The following is a 20402-nucleotide window of genomic DNA, read 5'->3' as shown; positions in this document are numbered from 1 at the left end:
TTCCCTGTTACCTGTTCCCTGTTCCCTATTTAATTATGAATTACAGATTATTACCACTTTTATTATTTCTATCATTTACATCTATTCCTGTTGCTTCTGCCCATACGGTAAAAATATCAGGTGATATTGGTGGTACTATTCACATTGAACCCAATGATAATCCCCGTGCTGGTGAATCTGCGGAAACTTGGTTTGCTTTGACTCGTAAGGGTGGAAAAGTTTTACCCTTAAAAGAGTGTAATTGTCAATTGGCTATTTATGCCGAACCTCATACACCAGGAGAACCCGCACTGCTTGAACCTCCCTTAAAACCAGTTAATGCTGAGAGGTATCAAGGCATACCGGGGGCAGAAATTACTTTTCCCAAACCAGGAGTTTATGAACTGCAACTGAGAGGTAAACCAGCGACAGATGAGAGTTTTCGACCTTTTGAGTTAAAGTTTCAAGTCACCGTGGCCGCAGGTAAAGCAGTAGCAGCAACACAAGCAGGAGAAAATGTAACTGATATAAATCAACAACAAGCTGCGGCAGTAAGTTCTGCACAGCCTATAATTATCGTGGCAATTTTACTGTTATCTATAGGTATTGTAGTTTTTTTAGTGCAAACTATGAGGGGTAATTCGTAATTTGTAAATAAGGTAATAGGGAAAATCCAAAATAGTTCTTCCCCCAGTCCCCAGTCCCCAGTCCCCAGTCCCCAGTCCCTACTTATGCCTTTTTTGATGCCAGTTCCAAGCGTGAGTGACAATATCTTGAATACCAGGATATTGAGGTTGCCAATTTAATATTTTTCTGGCTTTTTCACTGCTACCAATAAGAGAAGGAGGATCACCGGGACGGCGATCGCACTCTTGCACAGGTATATTTATCCCTGTAACTTCCTCCGCAGCAGCAATAACTTCTTTAACAGAAAAACCGTTACCATTGCCTAAATTGAAAACTTCACTTTCACCACCTTGGAGTAGATATTCCAACCCTAAAATATGGGCAGTAGCTAAATCACTCACGTGAATATAATCACGAATACAAGTACCATCAGGGGTGGGATAATCAGTACCGAAAATAGAAATGGATTTCCTGTTGCCTAAAGCTGTTTGTAATACCAAAGGAATTAAATGAGTTTCTGGATCGTGATCCTCTCCTAATAAGCCACTAGGATCAGCACCAGCAGCATTAAAATAGCGGAAACGCACCGATTTTAAACCATAAGCCACATCAAAATCAGAGAGAATCCTTTCTACCATCAGCTTAGTAGCGCCATAGGGGTTAATAGGATTTTGGGGATGGTCTTCAGTGATGGGGATAAATTGTGGTACTCCGTAGGTAGCACAGGTGGAAGAAAAGACAAAATTCCTAATGGATGCGGATAGCATTGCTTCCAAAAGTGTCAGAGTTGCCACAACGTTATTGCGATAATATTTAGCTGGGTTATTTACTGATTCACCCACATAAGCATAGGCAGAAAAGTGCATAACTGCGGCGATGTTATGGGTTTGAAAGAGATGATCCAACAGATGACGATCTTCTATATCACCTTGAATCAGTTCTACCTGTAAGACCTGTTCTACTAAATCACGATGCCCATAGACAAGATTATCAAGGATTTTCACCTGATAACCAGCTTGGACTAGAGCCAGCACTGCATGAGAACCAATATAACCTGCTCCCCCTGTTACCAAAATGGTAGGCTTTTGCGGCGACATATTTTTTCCTTTCCACGAATTAACAACGACTACTCAATTAATTTAGTCCACTGGTGCTAGGTTAGTCTTTGGAAAAATTCCAAATAATACACTCAGAGTCAAAAAATTGCACTAAAATCACTACGACGGTAGTCTGTGTGCGTGAGGTTTGAGTTATTTTTAAGTCACTAAGAAACTCCAGTTTGACGATAAAATAAACCCATTTCCCCTATCCTTTAGACCAGCCGCACGAGAAAATTAGAGAGTGAATCTATGTTTCAATTACTAAGCCGGGTCTTACTGTGGCTGTTAATTGGCGTTGTTGCCTATTCTTTGTTCCAACGATTCTACCCAGCAGTAAGCTTTGTAGGAAGATTTGTGTTGGTGCTTGTACTAGTTGTTTTAGCTTTGGCATTTTTAAATCCTAGTGAACCAGCGGTAGCTTCCCTGTGGCGGTTTATATCTTTTCCTCTCAAGCCTTTGGGAGCATCCGCTTTAATGTTGATTCTCGCCGCCCAAAAAATCAAAGGGGGTGCAATAGATAAACCAGGAGGCTATTTGTTAGGTTGGGCGTTGACAATTTTGTTGTTGGCTAGTACACCAGCTATTGCTTATTTTTTAGTGAGATCACCTGTTGCAGCTATGATGCCTCCTCCGGCTTTGATAGCTTTTGGTCCAGCTATGACTACCTCAAATAACATCTCAGATGTGAGAGTAAATGGCATCCTACCTGTGGGAGATATAAAAATCCCATCCTATCTTCTCCAAAATCCTCAAGCCATTACTACCCGTGGGTTGCGTGTGGAAGATTTTGTACCCAATGCGGAAACCCTGCAACTCACAACCCAAGTTTGGGAAAGTTATCTTAACCAGATTTACGTTTTCTTGCGTGGACGCTCTTGATCAGGAGGCAGAAGAAGGAGTTCAGGAAATCGAGGAGTCAGGAGAAAAATAATCAACTTTTGCCTTTTGCCCAATGCCTTTTGCCCAATGCCTTTTGCTAGTTAGGATGATAAAGTTGTAAAATTGCTTGAATGGCACAATCTCGACGGCTTGCTAAACTCGGTAGTTACCTACGTCCCCATTGGCGGGAGACTGCTTTAGGCATTATTGCCTTATTGTCTGTCAATGGGTTGGGCGTTTATATCCCTTTGCTGATTCGCTCTGGGGTAGATACACTTTCAACAACTTTTAGCTTGGATCAGGTACTACGTTATGTACTTATAATTATTGCGCTCAGTTCCGCAATGTGGATGATGCGTATGGCTTCCCGCATCTGGATTTTTGGTGTGGGTCGCCAAGTAGAATTTGAACTGAAACAGCGGATTTTTCAGCATTTACTAAAACTCGAACCGGCTTATTTTGCTAATAATACTCCTGGTGATTTAATTAGTCGGGCTACTAGTGATGTGGAAAATATCCGGCGGTTATTGGGTTTTGCTGTCTTGAGTTTGGCAAATACTTTTTTTGCTTATACTCTGACGCTGCCAGTGATGCTATCCATTAGTGTGGATCTAACTTTAGCTTCTCTAGCAGTTTATCCGTTTATGTTTTTGTTGGTGCATTTGTTTAGTAATCGCTTACGGACACAACAAGCTGCTTTACAAGAACAACTTTCAGATATTAGCGAACTCATTCAGGAAGATATTAGCGGTATTTCTTTGATTAAAATTTACGCTCAAGAAGATAATGAGCGTCGAGCTTTCCAAAAGAAAAATCAGGATTTATTAACAGCTAATCTCACATTAGCACGCACCAGAAATACTCTATTTCCTCTCATTGGTGGTTTGGCTAATATCAGTTCCCTGATTATTATTTGGTTGGGAACAATGCGGATATCTTCTGGTTCTTTGGCTGTAGGCGATTTTCTAGCTTTGTTGATTTATGTAGAGCGTTTAGTTTTCCCCACGGCTTTACTAGGATTTACAATTACTACTTACCAAAGAGGTGAAGTTAGTATTGATCGACTAGAATCAATTTTGAGTGTAACTCCAAAAATCCAAGATCCACCGGATGCTATTTCTCTACCAACAAATGCGATTAAAGGGGAAGTAATAGCTAAAAATTTTAGTTACACTTATCCTAATGCTAATATCCCCGCTTTAGATGATATTAACTTTACTATTTTTCCTGGAGAACTTGTCGCTATTGTTGGCGCTATTGGTTCAGGAAAATCAACTTTAGCTAATGCTTTACCTCGGTTGTTAGAGATTGAAGAGGGACAATTATTTTTAGATGGGTTGGATATTACCAAAATAGCTTTAAATGATTTACGAGGAGCGATCGCTTACGTACCTCAAGATAGCTTTTTATTTAGTACCACGATTCAAAATAATATCCGTTACGGTGATCCTATCCGCGAACAAGAAAGCGTGGAAAAAGTTGCCCATCTGGCTCAAATTGAAGCTGAAATTAATAATTTTCCCCAGCAATATGAAACTATTGTGGGTGAAAGGGGAATTACGCTTTCCGGTGGTCAGCGACAACGTACAGCTTTAGCTAGAGCGATGTTAATTGATGCCCCAATTTTAATTTTAGATGATGCCCTTTCCAGCGTCGATAATCAAACAGCTACCCAAATTCTCAAAAATCTCTCTAGTGGTACTCAACAGAAAACCGTGATTTTCATCACCCATCAACTTTCTGCTGCTGCTACTGCGGAGAGAATTATGGTCATGGACAGGGGTAAAATTGTCCAAATAGGAAAACATACAGAACTTGTTGAACAGCCAGGATTATACAAAAAATTGTGGAGTCAGCATCAAGTAGAGGAGTTACTCAGATAGGGTAATTAGTAATATAGGAATCCTAGATAATTTCTTAACAACAAGATCCCCGACTTCTTAGAGAAGTCGGGGATCTGAAACTCTCAAGGTAAGAAAAATTAAGATCCCCAACTTTTTCGATAAGTCGGGGAACAGATGGAATATTTTCCCCAATTACCAAAGCTTATTTTTCATTAAATGTCCAAACACCATCATCCCAAGTAGCATCTGTTGGGGGTGATTGTAACCAATGTTGACAACGACCTAGATATAACATTGAGGCTTTGTCATTATTATCGGCAGTTAAGGCTTTGACAAACTCAGTTTGAGCAAGAGCAAATTGCCGTTGAAGATAATACTCACGTCCTTTATGATAATGCTCAATTAATTCGTGTTTAGTAGAACTAATGGGATCAGAACGCATACTGAGCAATTCATAGATGGATACAGGTTCATTTCTGCCTTTCACACGAATGAAATCTAGTTCCCTAGCCCAAATATCATTTTGACAGAATTTATATGTATTGTCGCTGATAATGATATCGCAACCATACTGTTTACTGACACTTTCTAGTCGAGAACCAAGGTTAACACCATCACCAATAGCAGTAAATTCCATCCGCTTACTAGAGCCGATATTGCCACTAATGACGATATCGGAATTAATGCCAATACCAATTTTGATTCTTGACTTTTGATCAGCTTCACGACTTTTATTTAATTCTTCTAACCGATGGCGCATTTCTAGAGAAGTTTCTACTGCCATTCTTGCGTGTTCTGCTAAGGGTAAAGGAGAGCCAAAGACAGCCATAATGGCATCACCAATATATTTATCGAGAGTGCCTTTATGTTTAAATACAGCTTCTACCATTGATTCAAAATATTCATTGAGCATACCCACCACGGCTTCAGCTTCCATGTTTTCTGTGAGTGTGGTATAACCACGAATATCTGAGAATAAAATAGTAACTTCTTTGCGATCGCCCCCCAATTTAGCATCATCTAATTTGAGCAGTTCTTCTGCTAATTCCTGAGTCATGTAACGATACATGGTGCTTTTCAGCCGCTTTTCGTCACTGATATCGTCCATCACTACCAATGCACCACACACCTTATTTTCATCCCCAGCATCAGCAATAGAATTGAGTGATAAATTCACACTGTGTTGTTCTTGGCTTGTGGTTAAAAGTGTTCGATCTGGATAATATTGCTGTTTATTTTTCGGCTCATTTGGGTGTAAAGCATCTGCAAACCATTTACTAAAATCTCCCTCTTTAATATTGACAACATTATTCACTAGTTGCCCTTCTAACCGTGCTTCTGTAGAATAACCTAGCAAGCGTTTAGCACTTTCATTAGCCGTGATAATATATCCAGCTTTATTGGAAGAAATTACACCATTAGAAAGACTCCGTAAAATATCCCGTTGCATTTGTTCTTGTTGTTTAACTTTTGCAAACAACTGAGCATTTTGTAATGCTACCCCGGCTTGAATGTTAAAAGATTCCATAAACTCTTCATCATTTCTGTCAAAACTAGCTTTAAAACACTCAGGAGATTCAGGCCAAAGAACGGGATTATAAGGTGGAAATTCTCCTACTTTCTTTTTATTAACTAATTGCGTGACACCAATCAATTCTTGATCACTATTAAATACTGGCATACACAAGAGGCTACAGGTGCGATAGCCATTTTCTTGATCCATTTTTTGGGCAGTTTCTGAGTCTGGATGTTTATATAAATCGAAGGGAATATTTAATATTTTTCCAGATACAGCAACTATCCCAGCAAAACCTTTACCTACGGGAACTCTTAATTCTTTAGTTGTGCCATTATCTTGAGTAATTTTTGTCCATAATTCCTGGCGATCTCGATCTATTAACCACAGTGTGCTGCGATCTGCATTCATTAATTCTTTGGCTTCATCCATTACCCGTTTTAGGGTATCTTCTAAATCCAAACTGCTTTGGCTTAAAGACTTAATTGCCTTCATCAAAGCAGCTGCCGCTCTTTGTTTTTGTGTCGCTAAATAAAACGAGCGAGACGATTCTAAAATCAGGCGAATTGAAGGAGCAAAATCCTGGAATAATTTTTCATCAGCACTACTAAAACCCCTGTTATCAATACGTTCTGACAACGGATCATCAGGGTTATGTAGGTATTTTAATTTGTTTAATAATTGGACTACCGCTACTAATTTTCCATCTTCATTTAACAGCGGTAAAGCTAACATTGTGTAGGTACGGTAGCCATTCCTTTTATCTTGTTCTTGAGCAAATTTTGACCGCGCATCATTATAAAAATCATAGGCGATATTGACTACTTTTTTCAAAGTTGCAACTTCCCCAGCAATACCTTTATCAGATGGAATCCTAATCTCCAATGGTCGCTTACTTTCTCCCTCAGCTAAAATAGACCAAAGTTCTTGTTTTTTCTCATCTAATAAAAATATGGTTGTCCGATCTGCTCCTAGTAATTCCCCTGTTTTCAAGGTAATCGAATGCAGCATTTCCTGAAGAATTGTTTCAAAACCTTGATAATCCAACATGGATAAGGTTTCATTAACAATTGTCAATTTATGCTCAACTTCTTGAACGACCTGTTTAAAAGTATCCTGGGTTAAGGGAGCAAGAAATTGGGAAATTGTGCCTTTTCTTGTAGCGAGACTAACTACGGGTGAAGAGTTTGTTTGTACCTGATATGTTTCGTGGTTGTTAACATTGACAATTACATCAATGGTCTCTTCAGCATTTGGTTTTTGCACTGACATAACTTTATTTGATATAGTAGGATTTAGAATTTACGAAAGCTCAATTGGGCTAGGAAATTTATTATGTTACGTTTTGCTTGTAACTATCATTGTTTGATAGTGTCTCCTGTTTACTAATCGGATTATTTAGCCCTGGTCATCCTGTGGGGGAGAAAGGCTAAAAAATTGATCGCTCAAATGAGAGTTAAAACCTACTCGCATAGTTACCAATCCCATCTGTGAAAGCAGAAAGATTTACCAATCATTATATAGGAATATTAAGCAGCTTTTAAATCTCTTCATTTGTTCTTTTGATTCGACGTTTTAACCCCCGTATCAATTCTCGTAACACATCTGTTTGGTTTCTGCGTGTTTGTTCACAATACTCCCGGAGTAAATCTTTCTCTGGCTGAGTCAGTCTAAAAGTGATATATATTTCAGGTTTAGGCATATTTGAGATACCAATAAATGAGGTATCTTGATTTTAGTGGATCTGCCAATTCTATGAAAGAGGAACAGGTTATTTTATTGTAAATAGATTCAATAGCCTCAGTATAAGTATAATTAATATAAATAAAATGCAAAATTTGTATCATGTTAAACATGAAATTATGTATTAAACAGTAATTCCATGCACGCCTAAGTAACAGTATTAATACGTAAAAATAGAAAAATTTAGATGAACATTCAATTGCTGTTAATTTGCAGCTATGGCTACGCTACGCAAACTATCACAAAGAATTGGCATCAGGATGAAGAAGGAAATTAGACAATAAGTAAGTATTCAGCTAGAGCAATCGTTCATATCCAGATCCCCGACTTCACCAGATCAATTTATCATTTATGGACACAATAAACAAAAGAAGTCGGGGATCTTATCGCCTCATCTAAATTCTTACGACAATAAAATTACAAAATAACCCATTAATACAACCACTATAAAAAGGCATAATCCTAATCAAAAAATCACAAATTTAAACCAGTCGTAGGACAGATGAATACTAATATAAGAAAATTAAGATTAACTGATAAGAAGCAAAGGGCGTTACGATGTCAGGGTGCATTTGCCCCAATCACCAAAATTAAATGCACAGAGTAACAAGCATAGTATTTACTCTGTGTTTATCTATTTACAGTTATATATTATATAAATACTAGATAATATCTAACTAAATAACTACAAATAACTAAAAATTTATTATTTATTTAAATTATTAAATTTATTACTTTAGTTATAAATAATATATTCCTTGAGCATGAAGTTTGTAATGTAAGTATTCAATTAAATTAAGAAATGTCATGAACATCAATTTTAGTTATTCTCTTTGAGTTATTTGAGGTTAAATAAATGGCAATTAATGATTAATTATTTTCTTTTTAATGATACATAAACTAATTGAATTTAAGCTAAGTAATAGGAGGCAATAAGGTGGAATATACAGAGTTCATTACCCATGTACAAAGCCTAGCTCAATCAAATTCCCGTGAAGAAGCAGAAATTGCTACTCGTGCAACATTAGAAACTCTGAAAGAACTTATTCCTGGGGATGAAGCACAAGAAATAGCTGGAGAAATTCCATCAGAACTAAGTGAATGTTTACATAAAATAGACACAGACACTAGTGAATCTTTTCATCTACAAGAGTTTATTGAGCGTACTAGTCAAAAAGAAAACATAGAACCAACTACAACTGCAATGCACGTGCGGGCTGTTTTTGCTGTTTTGCAAAATGCTGTGACTCCAGAGAAGTTCAAGAAATTTCGCGCTTATTTTTCACATGATTATGAGGAATTATTTACTACTTCATCAACAAGTGAAATGCCAGCAGTATAACAGTCAATTGGAGATGTCTTTCGTAAGAATTCATCTGAGGCGATAAGATCCCCGACTTCTTTTGTTTATTGTGTCCATAAATGATAAATTGATCTGCTGAAGTCGGGGATCTGGGTACGATTGCTATAGCTGAATACTTACTGTCTTTCTAAAATCACCAGGTAAGTTTAAGAAGTTTAATTTTAGAATTAACTAGAGAAAAAATACTATTAAGCGATTTCTAATCGCCAAGGAATGTATGAATTTAGACTTTTCAAACACCCTCTAAAGTCCAGTTCAAAATACTTCAAATTTAATGCTTTTTGTAGCCTAAACTATTATGAATGACACCAGTGTTAAAAAAGTAGATTCTGCCTATTCCCCAAAAGGTCAACTCGGTCAAAAGTATCTTGCATCCGGTAAAACTGTGGCGATGCGACTATGGGAAGACGAAGAACCTGGAGAGGAAAAAGTACCAACTCAAAGGGAATATGAAACTGTTGGCTATGTAATTAATGGCCAAGCCGAATTAGATATTGCGGGACAAACCATTTTACTGGAAAAAGGCAGTTCTTGGGTTGTACCAAAAGGAGCAATTCATTCTTATAGAATTCTGCAACCATTTACAGCGGTGGAAGCAACTAGTCCACCGGCTCAAGTTCATGCTAGGGATGAGGGTTAAATATAAAAGGTGCAGAATAGGATGTATATCCCCGATTTCTTTGAGAAGTTGGGGATTTCGTTTTTTTAGATTTTTGTTGTTTTGTTGCACCTTCAGGGCTTAAAATTCACAAAGATATCTATAATTGATTTCCTTAATGATGCTGACGTTAACGCGACTGAAACCACCTGATGTTAATGCTGTGGTTAATTTCACTCTACCACTTACCGCAGAAGAACGCACCCGTAGCCGTCATCGGTTTAAATTGGAAGATGGGAAGGAAATATTTTTGCGTTTACCAAGAGGTACAGTTTTACATAATGGTGATATTCTTGCAGATGATAATCAAATCAATTTCATCAGAATTGTTGCTAAACCTGAACCTGTTTTAACTGTGATTGCACACACACCTTTACTGTTATTAAGGGCTGCTTATCATTTGGGTAATCGTCATGTACCTATGGAAATTACGCCAAATTATTTACGCTTATCTCCCGATTCAGTTTTACACACGATGTTGGAAAAATTGGGTTTAAAAATCAAGGAAGAAGTTGTACCTTTTCAACCAGAATTAGGAGCTTATGGAAACAATCACTCTCACTCATAGCCATTTTTTATCTATTTTACAATTGGCTAGTCCAGCTTTACCTGTGGGAGCTTATAGCTATTCAGAAGGTTTAGAAATGTTGGTAGATAAGGGGACTATTAATAATACTAATAGCCTAAAAAATTGGTTAGAAGCTGAGTTAAATTATGGCTCAATTCGCATAGATGGGGCTGTGATGATCAGAGCTTTAGAAGCTGCGAGAATTGGTAATTTAGAAGATTTAAAACGATGGAATTTGTGGTTATCTGCGGTGAGAGATACAGAAGAATTACGGGCTGCTAGTTGGCAAATGGGGCGATCGCTCTTACAATTATTAACTAAACTCGCACCGGAAACTTTACCATTAGCTACCGCTGTGGGTTATCCTTGCAATTATGCGATCGCTTTTGGTATTGCTTGCGCTCATTGGCAAATTAACACTCATGCTGCATTATTAGCATATCTGCATAGTTGGGCAAATAATTTAATTACTGCGGGAGTTAAACTTATTCCTCTTGGTCAAACTGCTGGACAAGAATTATTATTAGGATTACAAACATTATTAAATGTGTCCATGTCTGAAATTATCACCCTAGAAGATGATAATCTAGCTTGTTGTAGTTGGGGTTTATCTTTAGCTAGTATGCAGCACGAAACCCAATATACTAGGTTGTTTAGAAGTTAGAAGAAAGGTGACAGAAAGAAGGGAATAGGTGACAGGTGACAGGTGACAGGTGACAGGTGACAGGTGACAGGTGACAGAAAGAAGGGAATAGGTGACAGAAAGAAGGGAATAGGTGAGAATGACTAATGACCAATAACTAATGACTAATTTTATGAATGCTTATCGAATTGGGGTAGCTGGTCCTGTAGGTTCTGGAAAAACGGCTTTAGTAGATGCTTTGTGTAAAGCACTGAGAGAAAAATATAAATTAGCGGTTGTTACCAATGATATTTACACTCAAGAAGATGCTCAATTTTTAGTACGTTCTCAAGCGTTGGAAAGCGATCGCATTTTGGGAGTAGAAACAGGAGGTTGTCCCCATACAGCTATTCGTGAAGATGCTTCCATGAATTTAGCAGCAATTGAACAACTAGAAGAAAAATTTACAGATTTAGATTTAGTCTTTTTAGAAAGTGGTGGTGATAATTTAGCGGCTACTTTTAGTCCCGAATTAGTAGATTTAACTATCTATGTCATAGACGTTGCTGCTGGTGATAAAATTCCCCGCAAAGGTGGTCCAGGTATCACTAAATCAGATTTATTAGTCATTAATAAAACTGACCTTGCACCCTATGTCGGTGCTGATTTAAATGTGATGGAAAGAGACTCAAAAAAAATGCGTGGTGATAAACCCTTCATTTTCACAAACTTAAAAACCAAAACTGGATTAGCGGATGTGATTCAATTCATTACCACACAAATTTGCTAATTGAAATTACCTGCTTTCAGGTATATTTAGCGGGATATGAATATGAAAATCCAAAATCCAAAATCCAAAATCAAATGACTCATCACATTTTAAAAGCCACCAAAGAAACTGTACATTTAGGCGGTTTTTCTCATTTATTAGAACCAGCACTGTTTGTAAATTCCCATGACACTATAGACGTAGAAACTTATACAGGTTATTACATTTATGACAAAGCACCACCAGAGTTTCTCACTCCTGAATTTATTGATATCTGTGAAAATTTACCACCAGAAAGGAAAATAGCTACTGGACCCCATTTACTCACTGGTCCAATTTACATCCAAAATGCAGAACCAGGAGATGTTTTAGAAGTACAATTAGAAGCAATTTCACCCAGTCTACCTGTTGGTTTTAACGCTATTCGTGAAGGTTGGGGAGCATTACCACAGCAGTTTACTGAAGCTGCATTAAGATTTATTCCCCTCGATTTAAAAAATAATTTTGCAGAATTCCCACTAGGTTCAAATATCAAAATTCCCCTCACACCTTTTTTTGGCATTTTAGGAGTCGCTACACCAGAAAACTCTCGTAATTCCATACCTCCCGGTGCTTATGGTGGAAACATTGACAACCGTCAATTACAAGCTGGTTCAAGGTTATTTTTACCAATATATCTTCCCGGTGCATTATTTTCTCTGGGTGATGGACATTCTGCACAAGGTGATGGTGAAGTCAATGTAACTGCTCTGGAAACATCTATGAATGGCAGAATTAAACTCATCCTCCGTAAAGATTTACAACTGAAAACACCAATCGCAGAAACACCTACAGATTTCATCACAATGGGTTTTGCAGAAACTTTAGATGATGCTTTGGAATTGGCTTTAAAAAATATGATTGATTTTTTAGAACGTTTCACCAATTTATCACCAGAAGATGCTTATGTTTTATGTAGTTTAGCTGTGAATTTCCATATTACTCAAGTTGTCAATAGTCCACATAAGGGGGTACATGGAATGTTATCTAAATCAATTTTTTCCAAAATAAGGTTATAGGTGAATAGTAAAGCAGAGGTAGAACCTCTTAATAGCATTCCCAGTCTCAGACTGGGAACGAGATATACAAGATATTACCCTATTTTTTCCAAAAAGTTAACTTTTTTATATAATTGCTTCAAAGACAATTGGATATTAATTGATGAAAGTTTTAAAATAGCCTCTTCTGTTTCATACTCTGTCAAAAGCCATTGATTTTCATTATTTTTGGCATATTGCATTACATAATATTGAGTTTGATCAATCAAAATATATTCTTTAAATTCGGGAATTGAACGATAATAAAGAAATTTATCACCCCGGTCATAGTCTTTTGTAGATTTAGATAAAACTTCGGCAATTAATAAAGGATTGGTGACAATTGTGGTATTTGTACTATAATAAATAGGTTCACCTTCTATGACCATGACATCAGGATAGGTAAATTCCTGATAACGTGGTATCCACAGTTTTACATCTCCAATATAAACTTCATAGTCTAAATCATCTAACGCTAAATTCAAACAAATATAAAAGTTACCAGCAAGTTTATTATGGTTTGTTGTTCCACCAGTCATGGGTATAATTTCTCCATCTCTATATTCATTTTTATGCTCTGATTTTTCTTCCAGTTCTAAATATTCTTCTGGAGTATAGTAGGCTTTAACAGTTTTGATTTCTTGGATAGTAGTTTGCAGTTTCATAGGTTTATTTGTCTCAATGAAGATTTCAGGATTTCAATATTTACAGGATTAAAATAATTCTGCTATCGAAAATTGCCGTTGTTTATCTAATTCTTGTATCCGTCTTTTTTCAGCCATAGCATTATCATAATATAATTTATCTTTTTCTGGTTCTGATTGTGGATCAATTTTCTCCCACAGTTCTATAAAATGACGATAACGGTTTTCTCTTAAAACTATTTCCATACAAGCCAGGGTTGCTTGAACTACTTGGGGAGTACGCAATATTTCTTTGTTATTTTTCTCATTCAAATGAAATAAATGGGCAACTATTGTTAAATCTTCTCCTAATTCTAAATACCTGTTTTGTAAATTAGAAATTAAATCAGCTTCTGCTAGGGCAAATTCTACACTCTGTTGCCACAAAAAGCGGTGATGAGAAAGGCTAAATTCTAAATTTCGCTCTTCTAATTCATCAATTATTACCTGACGTTGTTCTGGACAATGCAAATAAATTTGCAATAATAAAGCTTCTGCTCGTTCTAATAAACTGCGTTCAGTGGTTACTAGAGATAGCTTTGGCGTTTTTGACTCCTGTTTGCGAAAGCGCGATGGTGGAGCTTGCACATTAGCAGGTGCAATTTGAGTTAATAGGTTCTCAACTCTTAGGGGTATAAGTCTAGTATCCCCTAAACTAAGGATTTCTGCACAGTAGGAAATATAATAATTTAGGGTATCACTATTAACTATATTTTGCAAGAGTTTAACTATTTCTTTTGTAACTTGTTGAAAGTTTGTAGCTTGTTTTAAATCTTTATCTTTGATAATTTCTGCAATCTGCCAATTTAACCACAGTGGTGCATTTGCTAATAGTTTCTGGTAATCTTCTGCTGGATGATTTTGTAAGTATTCATCTGCATCTTTACCATTAGGCAAATTGAGAATTTTTAACTGTACTTCGCCTTTATATGCTAATGTTGCAATTTCACCAATTGCTCTTTCTGCGGCGTTAATTCCGGCTTTATCTGCATCAAAATTGAGAACTAATTGTTTTGAATCTGAATAACGCAATAATAGCCGTACTTGTTCTATACTTAATGCTGTACCCAGGGAAGCAACGGCGTTATTAATTCCTGCTGCATGGAGAGCGATCGCATCAAAATATCCCTCTACAACTACGGCTTGATCAGATTTAGAAATACCATCTTTAGCTTCATCTAATGCGAATAAGGTTTTACCTTTACTAAATAATTCTGTTTCTGGAGAATTTAAATATTTTGGTTGTTCTTCTGTTAAAGTTCTGCCACCAAAAGCAATAACTCTACCTTGAAGATCACGAATAGGAATCATTAAGCGATCGCGAAATACATCATAATAACCGCTCCCTTCTTTCCTGGGTTTAATTAAACCCGCTTTTTCTACCAACTGTACTGGATAATGTTTATCTTCCACTAAATACCGATGCAAAGTTTCCCAACCTGCTGGAGCATAACCTAAACCAAATTGTTGAATTGTTTCGGCTTTCAATTGGCGATGCTGTTGTAAATATTGCATCGCTTGTTGTCCTAAACTTTGTCTCAAAGCGTGTTGATAAAATTGGGCTGTGGAAGCTAAAACTTCATATAATTGCTCACGCAAAGATAACTGACGTTGTAATTCTTGTCTTTGTTCAGGCGCTAAGGTTTTTACAGGTACTTGATAACGTTTTGCTAAATCAAGAACCACTTCCATAAATTGGCGTTTACCCAAATCCATGACAAACTTAATGGCATTACCTCCAGCTTGACAACCGAAGCAATAATACATTTGTTTGCTGGGACTAACTGAAAAACTGGGGCTTTTTTCATCATGAAAAGGGCATAACCCAACAAAATCTTTTCCTTGCTTCCGTAATACTACGTACTCTGAGACAACATCGACAATATCAGCACGGTGTTTAACTTCTTCAATTGTATCTGGATGTAAACGGGGGATTTGCATGGGACTGGGGACTGGGGACTGGGGGAGAGGTATTTACTAATGACCAATGACCAATGACTATTATAATTCTTGTTCTCGAACCCAGAATAATCGCTAAAATTGCAGAGGCTGGAGCTTAACAACGGAAAATAATCAAAATGGGACGTATTTTTATTTCGGCCGCTCATGGTGGTAGGGAAGCAAGCGGAATTGATCCTGGTGCGATCGCAGGTGGTACAACTGAAGCCAAAGAAATGATTCTGTTGCGAGATTTAATTGTTACAGAACTCAGGGCGCGTACCGTAGAAGTTTTAGCTGTTCCTGATGATTTAAGTGCAGCCCAAACTATTACCTGGATTAATTCTCGCGCTCGTTCCACTGATGTCGCCGCAGAAATTCAAGCTGATGCTGCTAGTAGCCCAAGTGTTAGGGGTGCTAGTGTTTACTACATTGGTAACAATGATCAACGCAAGCAAAATGCAGAAATGTTGCTAATGGGATTATTGCGCCGTGTGCCTCAATTACCTAATCGTGGAGTTAGACCGGATACAGACAGCGGTTTAGGTAGTTTGCAATTCTGTCGCCGAACCACTCTGCCGGCTTTAGTCATGCAAGTAGGCTTTCTCAGCAGTCCAGATGATCGCAGTTTATTACAAACTCGTCGTCGTGATTTTGCTTTAGGAATTGTTGACGGATTAATAGCTTGGAGTCGAGCAATTGATCCTAGTCCGGGAACTCCTGTAGATCCAAATTATCCACCCATTAATATTAACATTAATGGGCAAAATTATCCAGAACAAGGTGTATTAATTAATGGTAATTCTTATATTCCCATTGATTTGGTAGATCGGTTGCGGATTGATTTATCAAAATCTCCTAATGTTAACCGTGTAACTTATCGGCGTATAGTTTATATTAAAGCCATCGAACTCCGAGATTTTAATATTTCTATTGCCTGGGATAGTGCCACTAGAACTCTTCAACTCCGTTCCATTTTAACCATTTGTCCCGGACAAATTAACCAAATTATTTCTAATGGTAATACCACAGAAGTACAGCTACAACTCTTTTTGAGGAATAACAATGAAAATGCTCTGGTGCAGTTTCCTGATATTCCTAAACTGTATCGGGAAGAAGCAACTATTGAAGGCGTAAATCATGATATTGCCTTTTCTCAAATGTGTTTAGAAACGGGATTTTTACGTTTTGGGAGTGATATTAGACCTCAACAAAATAACTTTGCTGGTTTAGGAGCAATTGGTGGTGGATCTGAAGCTGCATCTTTTCCTAGTGCCAGAATCGGTGTGAGAGCGCATATCCAACATTTAAAAGCTTACGCTAGTTTAGAACCTTTGGTACAACAAGAAGTAGATCCTCGGTTTAGATTTGTAACTAGGGGTGTTGCTCCTTCGGTTGATCAACTATCAGGAAGATGGTCAGCAGATTTAGATTATGGGACTAAAGTTAAAGCCTTGTTTAAACGACTTTATGAATCAGCAAAATTGATTTGATCAGAAGTGAGCGATCGCCAAAACTATCCAAAGATCAAGTTAAGATTAAGAAGACTTTACACTTCTTAACTCTTAGAGATATGGCGCGAGATTTACGGGGATTTATTAAAATCCTGGAAGAAAGAGGACAATTAAAGCGAATTTCGGCTTTAGTTGATTCAGATATGGAAATTGCAGAGATTTCCAACCGAATGCTGCAAAAAGGTGGACCCGGTTTGTTGTTTGAAAATGTCAAAGGTGCATCTTTCCCCGTTGCGGTAAATTTAATGGGGACTGTGGAAAGGATATGCTGGGCTATGAACATGGAAAAACCAGAGGAGTTGGAAACTCTGGGTAAGAAGTTAAGTATGCTTCAGCAACCAAAACCACCAAAAAAGATTTCCCAAGCGATAGACTTTGGTAAGGTGCTGTTTGATGTATTGAAAGCCAAACCAGGAAGAGATTTTTTCCCCGCTTGTCAGCAGGTGGTTGTGGAAGGTGAGGATTTAGATTTAAATAAGTTACCTTTAATACGTCCTTATCCGGGAGATGCCGGAAAGATTATCACGCTAGGATTGGTAATTACTAAGGATTGTGAAACAGGAACGCCAAATGTAGGTGTGTATCGGCTACAACTGCAATCTAATAATACGATGACCGTACACTGGTTATCAGTGCGGGGTGGTGCAAGACATTTACGCAAAGCTGCCGAACGTGGTAAAAAATTAGAAATTGCGATCGCTCTTGGTGTCGATCCTTTAATCATTATGGCAGCTGCCACACCCATTCCTGTAGATTTATCAGAATGGTTATTTGCGGGGCTTTATGGCGGTTCTGGAGTACAATTAGCCAAGTGTAAAACGGTAGATTTGGAAGTTCCCGCCGATTCAGAATTTGTCTTAGAAGGAACAATTACCCCAGGGGAAGTTTTACCCGATGGACCATTTGGGGATCACATGGGATATTATGGCGGTGTGGAAGATTCGCCTTTGGTGCGTTTTCAGTGTATGACCCATCGCAAAGACCCGATTTATCTAACCACATTTAGCGGTCGTCCACCCAAAGAAGAAGCAATGATGGCGATCGCACTTAACCGTATCTATACCCCTATTTTACGGCAACAAGTATCAGAAATAGTTGATTTCTTCCTACCAATGGAAGCATTAAGTTACAAAGCAGCGATTATTTCTATTGATAAAGCATACCCTGGACAAGCAAGAAGAGCAGCTTTAGCTTTTTGGAGTGCATTACCCCAATTCACATATACTAAATTTGTGATTGTTGTTGACAAGGATATCAACATTCGTGATCCGCGTCAAGTAGTTTGGGCAATTAGTTCTAAAGTTGACCCTTCACGAGATGTATTCATATTACCAAATACTCCCTTTGACACCTTAGATTTTGCTAGTGAGAAATTAGGTTTAGGGGGAAGAATGGGAATAGATGCAACTACCAAAATGCCCCCAGAAACAGAACATGAATGGGGTGAACCTTTAGAGTCAGATCCTGATATTGCCGCAATGGTAGAAAGACGTTGGGCAGAATACGGGTTAGCAGATTTAAAACTAGGAGAAGTTGATCCCAATTTATTCGGTTATGACATGAAATAGGGAATAGGGAATAGGGAATAGGGAATAGGGAATAGACAAAAATCTCCCCAATCCCCAATCCCCAATCCCCAATCCCTAAACCCTTCTTGATATCATCCTTGCATCCCAAGTATAGAAACCGATTTGGTTAGGAACTCTAGAGAATCTACCTGTACGATGACCTCTAGATAATTCATTGAGAACTTTGTTTTTCACCTCTCTAATTTCCTGATCATCAAGTTCTCCATAAATGCCATTAATGATGTCATTCACACCAAAAACTCGACCACGATGTTGATCTAAAAAAGAAGTAAGAGCATCAATTAAAAATTGACCATCAAATTCTTTGAGCATCGCTATATCTTTTGTTTGTGATGTTCTAAAAGACTTTTTCTGTTTATTTTTAGCGCGGGAAGATGAGCCATTTTGATGATTTGGAGCTAACAGACTTAAAACCAGAGTATAACAACCAGGTTCATTGGGAATAGCAGACCAATAACCCCTTTCTCTACCTTGGGTAAGAGAAGATTGCACTCTACCTTTGACAATTTTAAAGATAGTAGACTCTAAATCACCGTAAAGCGATCGCACAATAAAATCTATATGGCATACAGTACCAACATATTCATGCAATAGCATTTTTAGAGCTTCCATCCGAGTCAGAGATTTATATTCAGGAAGCATGGGAATTTCTGCTCCCTTGGTGAAACGATCATAACTCTCTGAAGGTGTATTTCTGAGATCAGAAGTTTCTAATTTTGTAGCAGCAGAACTTGAGCCATTTGTTTTCCATTTATTTGCGTCCGAAGGTTCTGATTCTAGAGACTCCAACAAGTCTAAATCAGATCGGTCATCTGATGATAAAAACAAGCGTGAACTTTCTTGATCAACAGCTTCTAATTGTGAAATTTCTGCATGATCTTCATGATAGGACCAAGGAGATAACAAAGCTTCTAGATGATCCAATTGCGATCGCGCTTCTATAAATAGCCGTTGGTACTCTTGTGCAAGACCAGCATAGTAGTCTCGTAATTCCAACAATGGCGTAATAAATACCTCTGAAGGAGGTTGTAATTGTTCTTTCGTATTCATATTACTTCAATCAATCTAAATCAATATCACTTTTGTAAGTCATCACCCGAGGCTTCATTCTGTTAGATTCCGGCAATGATTTTTTAGGTGGTTGAGGAGGACGACAGCTTTCACAATATAAAGGTCTAGGTCCAAAAGTTTCCCGTTTTGTCGCCTGATTACATTCTTTACAGACAAAATTAAAAATGCGAGTGTGAATCTGTCTTTTATGCGCTCTGACAGTATATTCTCTAACATCAATGGTTTTAGTAGCCATAATCAAGAATTGCCCATTCCAATAATCTTAATATAGCTATTCAAGCAGATGAAACTACATCAGTATATGTTTTAGTGTAAATTTTATTCAAATCTATTCAAATCCTTAAAATCAAGCCAAGCAGTGGATGAAAATTTTAATTGTCAACAATAAACAGCGAAGCAATCTTAACTCTTATGATTTGATTGTTCCGCTTATATTTAATTTGAGTCTTTTTACTTCTTCCTCTGTATCTACTGATTATCTGGATAAATTCGCATAATTTAGATATTCAAAACATCCTCCTCATGGATGAAATAGAAGGATGAAATTATTCATCCTTCGTAATTTATGATTCATCCTTGGTTTTTATGATTGAGATTCCACAAAATCAGCATCAATCACATCTTCACCTCGACTACTTTGTGATTCTCCACTACTGCCATCACGACTTCCTGCTTGGGCATAAACTGCTGTTCCAATTTGCATCAAGGCTTGCTGTAATTCACTGCTAAGAGACTTAACCCGGTCAAAATTATCTTGATTGATAGCTTCCCGTAAGTTCTTGACTAACTCTTCAACTCGATTTTTATCAGCAGCACTCACCTTATCTCCCAAGTCTCTGATTTGCTTCTCAGCCTGATAAGCT

General features: G+C 37.6%; 19 protein-coding genes. 11 read left to right on the top strand and 8 right to left on the bottom strand.

Annotated elements, in window-relative coordinates; translation table 11 throughout:
• Positions 1-35: 35 nt before the first annotated feature.
• A complete protein-coding gene (locus tag VB694_RS16055) occupies positions 36-626 on the top strand; it encodes a hypothetical protein (protein WP_323361410.1) in 591 nt (196 codons plus the stop codon).
• A 78-nt stretch (positions 627-704) separates the two neighbouring features.
• Here VB694_RS16055 and galE read toward each other — a convergent pair whose 3' ends face one another.
• Positions 705-1703, bottom strand: a complete 999-nt coding sequence (galE, locus tag VB694_RS16050) for a UDP-glucose 4-epimerase GalE (RefSeq protein WP_323361333.1) — start codon at positions 1701-1703, stop codon at positions 705-707.
• A 252-nt stretch (positions 1704-1955) separates the two neighbouring features.
• On the opposite strand from galE, the gene VB694_RS16045 reads away from it, so the two are divergent.
• Complete coding sequence (locus VB694_RS16045; RefSeq protein WP_323361332.1) at positions 1956-2585, top strand: hypothetical protein; 630 nt, start codon at positions 1956-1958, stop codon at positions 2583-2585.
• Between the two features lie 131 nt (positions 2586-2716).
• Entirely contained in the window at positions 2717-4468 is a 1752-nt protein-coding gene (locus VB694_RS16040; protein ID WP_323361331.1) for an ABC transporter ATP-binding protein, read from the top strand.
• Between the two features lie 163 nt (positions 4469-4631).
• Here VB694_RS16040 and VB694_RS16035 read toward each other — a convergent pair whose 3' ends face one another.
• Together VB694_RS16035 and VB694_RS16030 are read right to left on the bottom strand one after the other, a co-directional pair.
• Positions 4632-7217 carry a GAF domain-containing protein gene (locus tag VB694_RS16035; protein ID WP_323361330.1) on the bottom strand — a complete coding sequence of 862 codons (2586 nt, stop codon included), beginning with the start codon at positions 7215-7217 and terminating at the stop codon, positions 4632-4634.
• 268 nt (positions 7218-7485) lie between these two features.
• Positions 7486-7647: a ribbon-helix-helix protein, CopG family gene (locus VB694_RS16030; RefSeq protein ID WP_323361329.1), complete on the bottom strand. Its 162-nt coding sequence runs from the start codon at positions 7645-7647 to the stop codon at positions 7486-7488.
• Positions 7648-8625: 978 nt separating this feature from the next.
• Between VB694_RS16030 and VB694_RS16025 the strand changes: the two genes are divergently transcribed.
• From VB694_RS16025 to VB694_RS16000, 6 genes are all read left to right on the top strand, one after another.
• Positions 8626-9030, top strand: coding sequence for a DUF2267 domain-containing protein (locus VB694_RS16025; protein ID WP_323361328.1), 405 nt, complete (start codon positions 8626-8628; stop codon positions 9028-9030).
• A 319-nt stretch (positions 9031-9349) separates the two neighbouring features.
• Positions 9350-9691 carry a cupin domain-containing protein gene (locus VB694_RS16020; RefSeq protein ID WP_323361327.1) on the top strand — a complete coding sequence of 114 codons (342 nt, stop codon included), beginning with the start codon at positions 9350-9352 and terminating at the stop codon, positions 9689-9691.
• A gap of 139 nt (positions 9692-9830) precedes the next feature.
• Positions 9831-10277: an urease accessory protein UreE gene (gene ureE, locus VB694_RS16015; RefSeq protein ID WP_323361409.1), complete on the top strand. Its 447-nt coding sequence runs from the start codon at positions 9831-9833 to the stop codon at positions 10275-10277.
• Positions 10252-10941 carry an urease accessory protein UreF gene (locus VB694_RS16010; protein ID WP_323361326.1) on the top strand — a complete coding sequence of 230 codons (690 nt, stop codon included), beginning with the start codon at positions 10252-10254 and terminating at the stop codon, positions 10939-10941. The genes ureE and VB694_RS16010 overlap by 26 nt, the downstream gene beginning before the upstream one ends.
• A 151-nt stretch (positions 10942-11092) precedes the next feature.
• Entirely contained in the window at positions 11093-11689 is a 597-nt protein-coding gene (ureG, locus tag VB694_RS16005) for an urease accessory protein UreG (protein ID WP_323361408.1), read from the top strand.
• Positions 11690-11763: 74 nt separating this feature from the next.
• Positions 11764-12726, top strand: coding sequence for an acetamidase/formamidase family protein (locus VB694_RS16000; protein WP_323361325.1), 963 nt, complete (start codon positions 11764-11766; stop codon positions 12724-12726).
• Between the two features lie 74 nt (positions 12727-12800).
• Here the strand turns inward: VB694_RS16000 and VB694_RS15995 are convergent, their stop codons facing one another.
• Both VB694_RS15995 and dnaG read right to left on the bottom strand, forming a co-directional pair.
• Positions 12801-13409, bottom strand: a complete 609-nt coding sequence (locus VB694_RS15995) for a Uma2 family endonuclease (RefSeq protein WP_323361324.1) — start codon at positions 13407-13409, stop codon at positions 12801-12803.
• Positions 13410-13457: 48 nt separating this feature from the next.
• On the bottom strand, positions 13458-15368 hold the full coding sequence (dnaG, locus tag VB694_RS15990) for a DNA primase (protein ID WP_323361323.1): 1911 nt from the start codon (positions 15366-15368) through the stop codon (positions 13458-13460).
• A gap of 137 nt (positions 15369-15505) precedes the next feature.
• On the opposite strand from dnaG, the gene VB694_RS15985 reads away from it, so the two are divergent.
• Positions 15506-16858 carry an N-acetylmuramoyl-L-alanine amidase gene (locus VB694_RS15985; RefSeq protein WP_323361322.1) on the top strand — a complete coding sequence of 451 codons (1353 nt, stop codon included), beginning with the start codon at positions 15506-15508 and terminating at the stop codon, positions 16856-16858.
• An 80-nt stretch (positions 16859-16938) separates the two neighbouring features.
• The gene (locus VB694_RS15980; RefSeq protein ID WP_323361407.1) at positions 16939-18447 is read left to right on the top strand and encodes a UbiD family decarboxylase; all 1509 of its coding nucleotides are present in this window, start codon (positions 16939-16941) and stop codon (positions 18445-18447) included.
• A 75-nt stretch (positions 18448-18522) separates the two neighbouring features.
• Here VB694_RS15980 and VB694_RS15975 read toward each other — a convergent pair whose 3' ends face one another.
• The 3 genes from VB694_RS15975 to VB694_RS15965 form a co-directional block, all read right to left on the bottom strand.
• Positions 18523-19518: a hypothetical protein gene (locus VB694_RS15975; RefSeq protein ID WP_323361321.1), complete on the bottom strand. Its 996-nt coding sequence runs from the start codon at positions 19516-19518 to the stop codon at positions 18523-18525.
• A 10-nt stretch (positions 19519-19528) separates the two neighbouring features.
• A complete protein-coding gene (locus VB694_RS15970; protein WP_323361320.1) occupies positions 19529-19774 on the bottom strand; it encodes a hypothetical protein in 246 nt (81 codons plus the stop codon).
• 348 nt (positions 19775-20122) lie between these two features.
• A partial coding sequence (locus VB694_RS15965; protein ID WP_323361319.1) for an Hsp70 family protein occupies positions 20123-20402 on the bottom strand: 280 nt, incomplete at its 5' end.

The organism is Anabaena sp. UHCC 0451 (assembly GCF_034931405.1).
Classification (GTDB): Bacteria; Cyanobacteriota; Cyanobacteriia; order Cyanobacteriales; family Nostocaceae; genus RDYJ01.
This window is presented reverse-complemented; position numbering and strand designations above follow the sequence as displayed.